Source organism: Bacillus sp. AP50, assembly GCF_040492675.1.
GTDB lineage: Bacteria > Bacillota > Bacilli > Bacillales > Bacillaceae_G > Bacillus_A > Bacillus_A cereus.
Genome location: NZ_JBEUTW010000137.1, coordinates 1 through 13418, shown reverse-complemented (window position 1 = coordinate 13418; position 13418 = coordinate 1). Strand labels below are relative to the sequence as shown.

The window sequence follows — 13418 nt, the reverse complement described above, 5'->3', positions numbered from 1 at the left end:
GTATTATTGGCGGCTTTATAAAGAAAATTACGTTATTTATGTTGTTTATTCATATGCTTATCCTCTTTATTAATTTTAGGAAGGTGATATCCTTTCAAACAGGATTAACGATTGGGATTAGTATGTTTCTTTTTATGCTGAGTAAAGAATTTAAGAACATAAAAGGCAAAGAAAAGGAAAAAGAAAAAGACCCAATTAAATTACAAAAAATTCGTTTAGTGAGTAGACGGATTTTTCAAGTGATGGCATGGGGCATATTGTTTTCATTGTTTTTGAACTTAGAGTGGGGATTTTATGTATTGCTTAGTGTAATAAGCTGTGGATCTATGTTGTTTATGTTATATATTTTCTATTCATACATAATAGAAAGCTATGAAACTTAAAAAAGAGTCTTCTCATTATGAGAAGACTCTTTTAATCTATTTACTTCGTAATAAATTGTTGTGTCCAGTAGTTGCCGCTTTCTACATAACCAACACCGATGTGAGTGAAGCCGTTATTTAAGATGTTTGCACGGTGTCCAGCGCTGTTCATCCAAGCTTGTACTACTTCTTCAGGTGTACGTTGACCTTGAGCGATGTTTTCACCTGCAGATGTATAAGAAATACCAAATTTCTTCATCATGTCAAACGGAGACCCGTATGTAGGGCTGTTATGATCAAAGTAGTTGTTTTTTTGCATATCTTCAGATTTAATACGTGCTACTTTGCTTAATTCAGTATCGATTTTTAGTGCTGGTAAGCCTTGTTTTGCACGCTCAGCGTTTGTTAATTCAACAACACGTTGTTCGAACTCGCTTAAAGATTTTGCTTCTTCAGCAGGCTTTTGCTCAGCTGGTTTTTGTTCAGCAGGTTTTTGAGTATTGTTGTTTTCAGCAGGTTTTTGAGCTTCTGGTTTTTGAACTTCTTCAGCAGGCTTTTGCTCGGCAGGTTTTTGTTCAACTGGCTTTTGAGTTTCTGGCTTAGCTGTTGGTTGCTCAGTTACAACATTTTCAGTAGGTTGTTGACCAGGAATGAAGCAGTTTGGTTGGAAGTTTCCTTGTTGCCATTGTGCTAATGATTCAACTCCCATAGATTGTAAGAATGCTTGTAATTCTTGTTGGCTCATTTGTTTCATCATCACTTTTGAATGCTGAATATTTTGAACCTTTACGTTAGATGGTTGTACTGTTGCAGCTTGTGCATCTAGAGAAGATACTCCTAAAGTAAGAGCTGTTGCAGCAGCTACAGATAATAAAACACGTTTTTTCATGATGTGTGTCCCCCTATATAAAGTTTTAATTTGTTTTCACACGATTTGTTTTTGACAGCCTGTCTGACTGACAAATTCATCGTAGCATACAATTTGCGAGAAAAAAGATGGAAAAAAATTCATAGACTTTAAAATTACCTAATTTATCCTAAGAGAAGAAGGGAGCAAAAATAAGAGAAATATAGAGTATAAAAGGAATTTATAGTGTTTTTATACTTGGTTTTAAGAGGGGGTTTCTGGATAAAGTTACCTAAATAGAAAATGAAGAATCCTATTGTATCAATGGTTTGAACGATTTTTTGAGGAATATAATGGATTGATTTTTACAAAACTGTAATGTTTCTGTTGTTCTTTTTTATAATAAAGTAACATATTTTTAATGTTGTAGCAGACAAAAAAGCGGCTATCTCTTTACATAGACGAAGGAGATAGCCGTTTTCCTATTATTACGTATGTTACGAGTTAGTTTCAATTGCTTCTAATAATAAATCCACAATGTGAATTCCTCTCATTTTATGAGAAAGCCCTTCTCGCTCAATGCCCAATTTCATTTGTAATAAACAACCTGGATTTGCAGTAACAATGGTTGCTGCTTCTGTTTCATGCACACGGTCCATTTTGTAATCTAGAAATTCCATTGATAACTCTGAATGAACAATATTGTAAATACCAGCAGAGCCACAGCAACGATCGGCATCTTTCATTTCTCGATATGTTGCACCTTGGATAGCCTCTAGTAACATACGAGGTTCAGAAGATGTGCGCATAACATTGCGTAAATGACAAGAGTCTTGATACGTAATAACTTGCGGCGTGAGTCGTAAGTCAGTTCGCTTATGGAAGTCTAGTTCTACTAGTATAGCAGTAATATCTTTAATCTTAGAAACAAACTGCTTAGCACGTTCAGCCCAATCCGGATCATCCTTTAAAAGATAATCATAGTCTACAAGATAAGCCCCGCAACCACCTGCATTGGTAATAATATAGTCGATGTTTAAATCTTCGAATGCTTTTATATTTCGCTTTGCTAATTCTTTTGCTCCACTCTTTTCACCAGCATGTCCATGTAATGCACCGCAGCAACTTTGTGTTTTTGGAATAACGATATCACAACCAGCTAATTGAAGAAGTTTCATCGTTGCGTTATTTGTTTCTAAAAACATCGTATCCATTAAGCAGCCTGTGAAGAATGCAACTTGTTTTTTCTTTGTACTTTCTGCAGGTAAAAATGAAGGACGATCTTTCATCGCTTTCATTTTAGGGACTTTTGGTAAAACGAGATCCATCGTTGCAAGTGTTTCAGGGAATAACTTCATAATCCCTGTTTTATGTGTTAGCGTTTGTAAACCAGAACGTTGATAAAATCCGATTAGTCCAGTTAATGTTCTCATTCGATTTTGATGGGGGAATAATCCTTCAAAAACGACTTTTCGAACAGCTTTCACTGGCACCGAGAATTTTTTATTTTGATTAATAATATCACGAGCTTCTTCTAATAAATGGCCATAATTTACACCAGATGGACAAATAGGTTCACAAGCACGGCAGCCAAGACAAACGTTTAATGTATTTTCAACATCTTCATCTGGCTCGATTAAACCATCAACGACTGCTTTCATTAATGCGATACGTCCGCGAGGTGAATGTGACTCTTTATATCCAGATTGAATGTAGGTAGGACAAGTAGGTAAACAAAAACCGCATCGCATACAGTTTAGTAATTCATCTTCACTTAATCGTTCTTTAAATTCTTTTTGAATATTTTCTTTATTTAATGTGGTCATCGCTCAACCACCACTCTTTTTCGAGTGTCTTTCGCGAACATTTTTCCAGGATTCATAATGTTATTTGGATCGAAAGCTTGCTTTATTCCTTGCATAGCTGCAATACCTTCTTTACCTAATTTCATTTCTAAATATGGAGCTTTCATTGCACCAACACCATGTTCACCAGTAATTGTGCCACCAAGTTCAATTGCTTTCGCAAATATTTCAGCAAAAGCTTGCTCAGCTCGGTGCATTTCTTCTGCATTACGAGCGTCTGTCATACAAGTTGGATGTAAGTTACCATCACCAGCGTGCCCAAACGTACAAATAGGAATATTATATTTTTTTGCAATGGTATTAATAGCTTCAACCATTGGAGCTATTTGTGAACGTGGTACAGTTGCATCTTCTAATATTGTAGTAGGTTTTAATCTTGCAAGCGCTGATAGGGCACTACGACGAGCGGTACGAAGCGCATCTGCTTCTGTTTCATCTTTTGCAACACGAACATCAACCGCATTCATAGAGTGACAAACGTTAGCCATTTTTTCAATATCTCGATTGACTACTTCGGGCGGACCGTCTTGTTCGATTAATAAAATTGCTTTTACATCTGTAGGTAAACCGATTTGTGCAAACTCTTCTACTACTTCAATTGTCGGTTGGTCTAAAAACTCCAGTGTTGCTGGAATGATTTTATTTGCAATAATAGAAGAAACAGCACGTGCAGCTTCATTAATATCTTCATATAATGCAAGCATTGTTTTCTTTGTTTCAGGCATAGGAACAAGTTTTAATATGGCTTCTGTTACCACGCCAAGTGTTCCTTCAGAACCGATAAATAAACGAGTTAAATCGTAACCAGCTACATCTTTTGCTAATTTACCACCAGTGCGAATAATATCACCATTTGGTAAGACAAGTTCAAGCCCCATTACATAATCACGTGTTACGCCATATTTCAAACCGCGTAATCCACCTGAGTTTTCATTAATATTACCGCCGATTGTAGAAATTTTCATCGAGCTTGGATCTGGTGGATAAAATAAACCTTTTTCTTCTACCGCTTTAATAATATCAAGTGTAATGACACCAGCTTGTACAGTAATTGTTAAGTTTTCTTCATCAATTTCTAAAATATTGTTCATATGGCGGAAAATAAGGACGATACCGCCTTCAAGTGGACATGTTCCTGCGCAAAGATTTGTTCCAGACCCGCGCACATACACAGGAATTTTGTGAGTGTTACATACTTTTAACACTTCAGCTACTTCATTTGTATTACGAGGAGCAATGACTGCATCAGGCATTGCTTGGAAGTTTGGAGTGGCATCATAACTATAAGTTAAACGCCCCATATTGGATGTATCTACATTATCTTCGCCAACAATAGATACGAATGAATGAATAATTTGTTTTTCTAACATTGGAAATCCCCCTCAAACTGTTAACGTGTTTAGTTATAATAAACAACGTGGTAACAGTGCTTTCATTATAATGATAAAAAAGTCGAGGGATTCTTTCTATGTATAATCATCTAAAGATTAATCTGTTTTATCGTTCTTTTTTGTATGATTATCTAATAGGAGGAGTGCGAAGTATAAAACGTTTAAGTCTTTGAATTGTTTTGGATCAAGTCCTGTATGTTCTTCAATCTTTTTTAGCCTATAATGTAAGGTGTTAATGTGTATATGTAATTGTTTAGCTGTCTGTTTATAAGATTGGTTATAATCGATAAATAAGCGTAAAGTGTGCATAAGCTCAGGAGATGATAGTAAGCTTTCGATGGTACGCTCTAGAAATTGTTCACGCGTTTCGACAGAAATATCTTGTAAACACATTTCTAAACGTAAATCTTCATTAAATACAATTTTTTTCGTTTCCAATGATACAGAAAGAGCACGTAATGCTTGTTCGTAACATATGTTCATATTGTTTGGGGTAACTGTTTGCCCAATCCCGATATATAAAGGAATAGAAAATAAAGCTTCGCAGTCTTGTTTTAACCGTTTTAAAAACTGATAAGTTTGTTCTTTGGAGCTCATCGCTGTAAATAAAATAAAACGATCATTTCCCCAGCGAACAAATAGATGCTCTTTTGTTAAAATATTTCGTACATGTTGCCATATTTTACGCTGGAGCATTGTGTCATTTTTGCCAATAGAAAACAAAACAAGTTGTTTTTTCTTATATAAATCAATGCCAAGTGTTTTGGCACGATCAAGAAAACTCGGGGACCACTCTGTATTTTGAAGCCAATCAAAGACAAAAGCTTCATAAGAACGGTGCTCAAGTTCTAATTGCTCTAAAAAGTAGTTTTCATGAATTAATAATTCGGTCATCTTACGCAATATTTCTCCGTAGCGTGAAATATTTTCAGGTTCTCCGGTAATCCCAATGACACCAATTACTTCATCATGAAATAATAGAGGAAGATTCATCCCAGCCTTTACACCTTGCAATCGCCTTTCATCTTCTTTTGTAATGATGACGGTTTTCTTTTGTTTAGCGCAGCGGAGTGCACCTTCATGAAATTGGCCAATTCTTTCTGTATCTGTACTTGCGATAATAACGCCTTCTATATTAATGATAATTATATTTTCTGTAATTAGTCTGCGTACTTCTCGTACAATTTTATTCGCTAAATCAGGAAATAGCATAATTGACACACCTCAAATTCTATTTGTTGTACATTATATATGTAAATTGAGTAAGAAAGGGGAATTTCACACTTTCCACACATTTATTTGTTATTTTACAATTATAACGAAATCATCTGAAGATGGAGGGAATCTTTTGAGAAAGTATGTTTTTCTTCTCTGTTTTTTATTTCTATTAGTAGGGTGTCAAGGAAGTTCATATACACCAATTGCTAAAGATAAAAATGTTATTATAACTACGAATATAAAAGAAGGCAGTATTAGTTTTATTGATAAAAAGGATAAAAAGTTAATTACGACATGGGAACTAAATGAGCCAATGGCCGGAATCACACTGCTTCCAAATGGCGATGAAATACTTGTATACGGTAAGCAATTAGAATATATGTATGTATATTCACTAGCGGAAGGAAGGCAAGTGGAAAAATATAAAACTGGAAAGGGCATTGTAAATGTGGTCGTATCAGCAGATAAAAAACAATTATTTGCTGCTGATCAAAATGTTCAAAAGGTAAGGTTCTTTACGATAAATGGGAAAGAGACAGGAAATGTTTCAACAGGAAAAGGGCCTATAACGATGGTAGAGTATCAGAATCGGTTATCTGTACTAAACTTTTATGATACGAAACTAACGACAATTGATACGAAGAAAAAAGAAGTTGTTCAATCCTTTATGATTCCGCCAGCATCAACAGGAGCGACGATTAGTCCTGATGGGAAAGAAATATGGATTGGCGGGCATGGTGATGGAAATCAAGTGAATGAGAAAGTGTTAGTGTATTCTTTACAGAGTGGAGAAATGGTGCGTTCTTTACACGCTCCATTTATGCCTGTGAACATAACGAAAGATAATAAGTACGTATATGCATTAAGCCACGGTTCGAATATGCTTAGAAAATTTGATACTAGTACGTATAAAGAGGTAGCTTCCGTTGAAATAGGCTCAAATCCATTTGCATTTTTGAAAAGCGGAGCAGAAGGATATGTAGCAAGTTATGATAGTGATGAAGTGTGCGTTATGGATATGAAGAGTATGAAAATAAAACAAACAATTAAAGTCGGAAAAGGACCGTTTCAACTCATAGAGAGGGAAGGGAAGGACAATGAATAAATATAGAGTGCTAGTTGTAGATGATGAAAGTGATATGAGGCAGCTTGTTGGAATGTATTTGGATAACTTTGGATATGAGTGGGGAGAAGCTGAAAACGGAAAAGAGGCTCTTAAAAAACTAGAAACGGATCATTATGATTTCGTTGTATTAGATATAATGATGCCAGAAATGGATGGACTTTCAGTTTGTAAAGAAATTAGAAAAACGTCAGATGTGCCGATTATATTTTTAACCGCAAAAGGTGAAGAGTGGAATAGGGTGAATGGCTTACGTATGGGAGCAGATGATTATATTGTAAAACCGTTTAGTCCTGGTGAATTGGTTGCCCGTATGGAAGCTGTACTAAGAAGATATACAAAGCAAGAACAGCAAGAAGAGATTCAATTTGGACCAATTCTTATCAATGAAAAAAGCAGACGAATTGAGGCGAATGGTGAGTCGATTTCTCTTACTGTAAAAGAGTTTGATTTACTATATTTTCTTTGTCAGCATACAGGACAAGTATTTAGTCGGGAGCAATTACTTGAAAAGGTATGGGGATATGATTATGCCGGAAGTACAAGAACAGTAGATACGCACGTGAAAACGATGCGCTTGAAGCTTGGAGAAAGTGGAAACTACATTCAAACTGTTTGGGGTGTAGGCTATAAATTTGAGGTGTAACATATGTTTACGATGGTACAAAAACTTTGGCTTACAGTAGTATGTGCAGTATGTGTAACAGTGTCCTTTCTTTATTTCGTATCTTTATACTCGTATGAAAAGTTATACGTTGATAATTTAAAAACTTCGTTAGTAATGGAAGGGAAAAGTCTTGCTGCTCAATATGATAAGCGTGAAGGAATATCAACTTTTGAAGAGAAAGTAAGATCGTTTGATCAAATATCTAGTTCAGATGTTATTTTCGTATCTAATCCGCGTGATTTAAGCGCATGTTTGCCTTTTGATGTGCATCATCATTCTCTTATAAGTGAAGGAGATAGGCAAACGCTATTAGATGGGAAAACTGTGACAAAAATAGGATATGAAGAACATTTTGACCGTAATATTATGGGGGTTGTCATTCCTGTATTGGAAAATAAAAAATTAGTCGGAATTGTCTATTCGTATATTCCTTTAAAAAGTATAAAAGATTTAATCTATGATATGGGTCTTATTTTAGCACCGTTAGCAATTGCTATGATTTTAATTACGATATGGGTTGGAAGAAAAATTATAATTGCAATTACGAAGCCACTTTCGCAAATGGAGCGGGTTGCAAATCATTTGGCTACGGGAGATTTTTCGGAGCGGATTACAGTTTCTTCAGAGGATGAAATTGGACGATTAGGAAAAGCATTTAATAAAATGGCAAATTCATTAGAAACAGAAGATGTAAAGCGTAAGGAATTTTTAGCAAATGTTTCGCATGAACTTAGAACACCACTTAGTTATATAAAAGGGTATAGCGAGGCTATTTTAGATGGTGTTGCAAAGGGAGCTCAGCAGGAAAAAGTAACTCAGCTAATTCATAAAGAAGCAGGTCGTATGCAGCGTCTCGTTCATGACTTGTTAGACTTAGCACAATTAGAAGGTGAGCACTTTCCGTTAAAGAAGCAACCTATCGTTTTTTCACAGCTGATTGAAGACGTATTAGATACGTATGAGATTAAGTTTATAGAAAAGGAAATTCATATTTCAACCAATTTAAATCCAGAGGTCATTGTCATGATTGATGAGGATCGTATGCAACAAGTGCTTCATAATGTGTTAGATAATGCGATACGATATACAAATCAAAAAGGAAATATCGTTATAACTTTAGAGCAAATCGATGATTACTGTGAATTAAAAATAAAAGATACAGGAATTGGCATTGATATAGAGCATTTGGAGAATCTTGGGGAACGCTTTTACAGAGTTGATAAAGCGAGAAGTCGTCAACATGGTGGAACAGGTTTAGGCCTTGCTATTGTGAAACAAATTGTTCATATACATGGTGGACAGTGGAAAATTGAAAGTGAAAAAGATAAGGGAACAACGGTTATTATTAAACTGAATGTACAGGATGAGGGGGGCATGTTCTAATTTTTAGGGCATGTTCTTTATATTGAAGAAAATATTTATCCCGCTATTCGCCGGTCAGTAAGACCCTCACCTCAAAATTCAGCAGAAGCAAAGAAGTTAGGTGGAGGCACTGCTGCCCGTAAAAGCCCGATTGGTGAGGGCTAATAATCAGTGGGGGATGAACAAAACCCTCACTGATTAAAGTTTCACTTTATACGTAAAAATATAAATTAATATGTAATAAATATCGAAAATTTGACTATTTTATGAACAAAACATTTGTACTTCTTATCAATTCGGTCTAAAATAGTTATGATGCAAAGTTCTTATAAATCGTTTCAATTGTTGTTTGGAAGATACTGAGGTGATTTAACTGGAGTACAAATCTATTAAACCGAAAAAAATTTACGAAGAAGTATCTGAAGCTATTTTAACAATGATTAAAAATGGTACGTTAAAACCTGGTGACAAACTACTTCCTGTGCATCAATTAGCTGAGCAGTTTCAAGTTGGCAGATCTGCTGTTCGTGAAGCGCTAAGTGCGCTAAGAGCGATGGGCTTAATTGAGATGAAACAAGGAGAAGGTACATATGTGAAGAACTTCGATTCTTCTTCATTAACGAAATCATTAAACAATAGATTATTAATGAAGAAAGAAGATATTTTGAATTTATTAGAAGTACGAAAGGTGCTTGAAGTGGGGGCAGTTCGAGTAGCGGCGGCAAAACGTACGGAAGATAATTTACAAAATATGAAACATTGGTTAGATGAAATGGCAAAGAGCATTGGAGATGAAAAGGCTGGCGAAAAAGCCGATTTTCAATTTCATATGGGAATTGCAGAGTCTTCGCATAATAGCATTTTGCTTGAACTCATGAATCATGTTTCAGAGATGATTGCTGAAACGATTGGTGAATCAAGACGCATTATTTTATATGGTGAACAAACGACATCAGAACGACTTATAGAAGAGCATCAAGTTATATATGATGCGGTGTTAAAACAAGATGTAGAATTAGCGCAGCAAGCAATGCTAGATCACTTAACAAATGTAGAAAATATTGTCACAGGTAAAAACGATATAAATTCGTAATTTAATCTTTTAAAAATTTAATTTTCTGATAAAATAGAGAAAGATTAAGTAAGCGTTTTCTTTAGAAGAGGGAGAGGATAGGCCATGGTTGAGCCTATTTCTTCTCTGCTAAGTCATCTGATGACCGTATGTTTGTTGGTGAAGTTGTAAAAAGGGGGAGTAATAGTTATGAAAGTTACTTTATTTGTTACTTGTTTAGTCGATATGTTTGAAACAAATGTCGGCAAAGCAACGGTTGAAGTGTTGGAGCGCTTAGGTTGTGAAATTGAATTTCCAGAAGCGCAAGTTTGTTGTGGTCAGCCTGCTTATAATAGCGGCCATGTAGAAGCAGCAAAAGAAGCAATGAAACATATGATTGAAACTTTCGAAGATGCAGAATATATTGTTACGCCATCTGGTTCTTGTGCGACAATGTTTCATGAGTATCCACATGTTTTCAAAGATGATCCAAAGTGGGCTAAACGTGCACAAAAAGTTGCTGATAAAACTTATGAATTTACACAGTTTATTGTGGATGTTTTAAAGGTTACTGATGTTGGTGCAAGTTTACCAGGGGTCGCTACTATTCATAAATCATGTCATATGACACGTATGCTTGGAATAAAAGAAGCACCAGGAATTTTATTATCAAATGTAAAAGGATTAACTGTGAGAGATTTGCCAAACGTGCAAAATTGTTGCGGGTTTGGGGGAACGTTTTCAGTTAAGATGACTCCAATTTCTGAGCAAATGGTAGACGAAAAAGTAGATAGTGTAATGGAAACAGGTGCAGATTATTTAATTGGTGCAGATTGTGGGTGTTTGTTAAACATTGGCGGACGTATTGAGCGTTTAGGAAAAGAAGTAAAAGTAATGCATATTGCTGAGGTACTGAATAGTCGCTCATGAAGGGGGAACATAAGCTATGTCTATGAAAATCAGTGAGAAAAAATTTAATGATCGCGTTGGTGATGGAATTCAAGATTCGTTTATGCGCGGAGCAGTATCTTCTGCACAAACGCGTTTATATACGAATCGCTTAAAAGCCGCAGATGAACTAGGAAACTGGGAAGAGTGGCGTGAACTAGGTGAACAAATTCGTCAACATACGTTAGAAAATCTTGATTATTACTTAATGCAGTTAAGTGAAAATGTATCAAAAAGAGGCGGACACGTGTACTTTGCGAAAACGAAAGAGGAAGCAGCAAAGTATATTCAAGACGTTGCAAAAAAGAAGCAGGCAAAAAAGGTAGTAAAATCAAAGTCGATGGTAACAGAAGAAATCAGTATGAACCATGCGCTTGAAGAGATTGGCTGTGAAGTGTTAGAGAGTGACTTAGGAGAGTATATCTTGCAAGTAGATAACGATCCACCTTCACATATTATTGCACCTGCACTTCATAAAAATAGAACGCAAATTCGCGACGTATTTAAAGAAAAGCTAGGCTATGAAAATTCTGATGACCCGTATGAAATGACAAAGTTTGTTCGTAAACAACTTCGTGAGAAATTTATGGATGCAGAAATTGGTGTAACTGGTTGTAACTTTGCTGTTGCAAATACTGGCTCTCTTTGTTTAGTAACGAATGAAGGTAATGCAGATCTTGTTATGTCAATTCCTAAAACACAAATAGCGGTAATGGGTATGGAACGTATGGTTCCGACAATGGAAGAATTAGATGTTTTAGTTGGTTTACTATGTCGTAGTGCAGTAGGTCAAAAATTAACAAGTTATGTAACAGTAGCGGGGCCAATTCAAGAAGAGGAAGTTGATGGACCTGAAGAATTTCATTTAGTTGTTGTTGATAATGGTCGCTCTCAAATTCTTGGATCTGAATTCCGTTCAGTATTACAATGTATTCGTTGCGCTGCTTGTGTTAATGTATGTCCTGTATATCGTCACGTTGGTGGACATTCATATGGATCGATTTACTCAGGACCAATCGGTGCGGTATTAACACCGCTTCTAGGTGGATATGATGATTACAAAGAGCTTCCTTATGCATCTAGTTTATGCGGAGCATGTACAGAAGCTTGTCCAGTAAAAATTCCATTGCATGATTTATTATTAAAACATCGTCAAGTCATCGTTGAGCAAGAAGGTCGTGCACCACTTGCAGAAAAACTGGCTATGAAAATGTTTAGTATGGGTGCTTCTTCAGCTGCTTTATATAAAATGGGTTCAAAAATGGCACCAGCGGCAATGAGTCCATTTACATCTGGTAATCGTGTATCAAAAGGTGTTGGACCACTTAAAAACTGGACGGATATTCGTGAATTTCCAGCTCCAAGTAAAGAACGATTCCGTGATTGGTATAAAGATCATAAGAAAGGCGGGGATAAATAATGACAGGATTAATTCAAAACCGTGATGCCTTTCTAGATAACATTGCAAAAGAACTTGGGCGCGCGCGTAAAACAGAAGGTGTAGAGCGTCCAGTATGGAAAAGTAATGTGAATATAGAAACGTTAAAAGATTATTCACAAGAAGAATTACTAGAAGTGTTTAAAGAGCAATGTACAAACATTCATACAACTGTAGTAGAAACGACAAACGACCGTTTAGGTGAAGACCTTCAAAAAGTAATCATGGAAAACGGCGGGGGACCTATTTTATTATCAGCAGATGCGCGTTTTGATGCATATGGTTTAACATCTTTATTTAAAGAAGAACTTCCAAAACGAGATGTTGAAGTAAATGTATGGGATCCAGAGAGAAAAGACGAAAATATGCGTTTAGCTGAAAAAGCGAATATTGGTATTGCATTTAGTGATTATACATTAGCTGAATCTGGTACAATTGTTGTACAAAGTCATAAAGGTCAAGGGCGTTCTTTACACTTTTTACCGACTGTATATTTTGCTATTATTCCACGTGAAACACTTGTGCCTCGTATTACACAAGCAGTTCAGGATATGAACTCACGCGTAGAAAATGGGGAGACAGCGGCATCTTGTATTAACTTTATTACAGGGCCAAGTAACTCGGCTGACATCGAGATGAATCTTGTTGTCGGAGTACATGGACCATTAAAAGCAGTTTATTTCATCGTATAAAAGAGGGGAAAGCAGGCCTGGAAATGGCCTGCTTTTTAGTAGAATAAAGGATAATATGAAGTAGAAGTTCTCTCCTTTTTTTGCTATGTTTTTTGGGAAAGGAGAGGAAGGGATGTTCACTTATTTATATGCACTGTTAGCAGGGATGGTGTTTGGTTCTTTTTTTATGCTAGTTGCGATGAGGGTTCCATTAGGTGCTTCTATTATTACCCCGCGTTCACATTGTGATTATTGCAAATATGTGCTAAGGACAAAAGAACTAATCCCCATCATTTCATTTTATATACAAAGAGGCTGTTGTACGAATTGTAAGAGGAAAATTCCAATTATGTATGTAGCATTTGAATGTATAACAGGAGGTATATTTCTTCTTACAGTGTATATGATTGGAATAGAACGAGAGCTTATTATTATTTTATCCCTTTTTTCGCTACTTCTTATTATTTCAGTTACA

At 35.9% G+C, this 13418-nt stretch carries 12 protein-coding genes and 1 pseudogene; 9 read left to right on the top strand and 4 right to left on the bottom strand.

All coding sequences use genetic code 11. From position 1 onward, the window contains the following. A pseudogene (locus ABWK52_RS12080) lies at positions 1-383 on the top strand (DUF1648 domain-containing protein); the annotation flags it as partial. Between the two features lie 40 nt (positions 384-423). Here ABWK52_RS12080 and ABWK52_RS12075 read toward each other — a convergent pair. The 4 genes from ABWK52_RS12075 to ABWK52_RS12060 form a co-directional block, all read right to left on the bottom strand. Then, a complete protein-coding gene (locus ABWK52_RS12075) occupies positions 424-1251 on the bottom strand; it encodes a CAP domain-containing protein (protein WP_000747596.1) in 828 nt (275 codons plus the stop codon). Between the two features lie 455 nt (positions 1252-1706). Continuing rightward, positions 1707-3035 carry a (Fe-S)-binding protein gene (locus tag ABWK52_RS12070; protein WP_098541364.1) on the bottom strand — a complete coding sequence of 443 codons (1329 nt, stop codon included), beginning with the start codon at positions 3033-3035 and terminating at the stop codon, positions 1707-1709. Next, complete coding sequence (gene glcD, locus ABWK52_RS12065; RefSeq protein ID WP_000890754.1) at positions 3032-4444, bottom strand: glycolate oxidase subunit GlcD; 1413 nt, start codon at positions 4442-4444, stop codon at positions 3032-3034. The genes ABWK52_RS12070 and glcD overlap by 4 nt, the downstream gene beginning before the upstream one ends. Positions 4445-4561: 117 nt before the next feature. Beyond that, the gene (locus ABWK52_RS12060) at positions 4562-5686 is read right to left on the bottom strand and encodes a CdaR family transcriptional regulator (RefSeq protein WP_139848088.1); all 1125 of its coding nucleotides are present in this window, start codon (positions 5684-5686) and stop codon (positions 4562-4564) included. A gap of 127 nt (positions 5687-5813) precedes the next feature. Here ABWK52_RS12060 and ABWK52_RS12055 point away from each other — a divergent pair, with 127 nt between their 5' ends. The 8 genes from ABWK52_RS12055 to ABWK52_RS12020 all read left to right on the top strand — a co-directional run. Further along, entirely contained in the window at positions 5814-6788 is a 975-nt protein-coding gene (locus ABWK52_RS12055) for a YncE family protein (protein WP_001234147.1), read from the top strand. Further along, the gene (locus ABWK52_RS12050; RefSeq protein ID WP_001046400.1) at positions 6781-7452 is read left to right on the top strand and encodes a response regulator transcription factor; all 672 of its coding nucleotides are present in this window, start codon (positions 6781-6783) and stop codon (positions 7450-7452) included. Before ABWK52_RS12055 ends, ABWK52_RS12050 begins: the two co-directional genes overlap by 8 nt. Positions 7453-7455: 3 nt before the next feature. Further along, the gene (locus ABWK52_RS12045) at positions 7456-8856 is read left to right on the top strand and encodes a sensor histidine kinase (protein ID WP_000494818.1); all 1401 of its coding nucleotides are present in this window, start codon (positions 7456-7458) and stop codon (positions 8854-8856) included. Between the two features lie 382 nt (positions 8857-9238). Next, positions 9239-9928: a FadR/GntR family transcriptional regulator gene (locus ABWK52_RS12040; protein WP_254905699.1), complete on the top strand. Its 690-nt coding sequence runs from the start codon at positions 9239-9241 to the stop codon at positions 9926-9928. A 168-nt stretch (positions 9929-10096) separates the two neighbouring features. Next, positions 10097-10816: a (Fe-S)-binding protein gene (locus ABWK52_RS12035; RefSeq protein WP_000869150.1), complete on the top strand. Its 720-nt coding sequence runs from the start codon at positions 10097-10099 to the stop codon at positions 10814-10816. A 16-nt stretch (positions 10817-10832) separates the two neighbouring features. Continuing rightward, entirely contained in the window at positions 10833-12254 is a 1422-nt protein-coding gene (locus ABWK52_RS12030) for a LutB/LldF family L-lactate oxidation iron-sulfur protein (RefSeq protein WP_000061930.1), read from the top strand. Beyond that, complete coding sequence (locus ABWK52_RS12025; protein WP_000147183.1) at positions 12254-12964, top strand: LutC/YkgG family protein; 711 nt, start codon at positions 12254-12256, stop codon at positions 12962-12964. Before ABWK52_RS12030 ends, ABWK52_RS12025 begins: the two co-directional genes overlap by 1 nt. 112 nt (positions 12965-13076) lie before the next feature. After that, positions 13077-13418 (top strand): prepilin peptidase (locus tag ABWK52_RS12020; protein WP_353771943.1); only part of this gene is annotated, 342 nt, incomplete at its 3' end.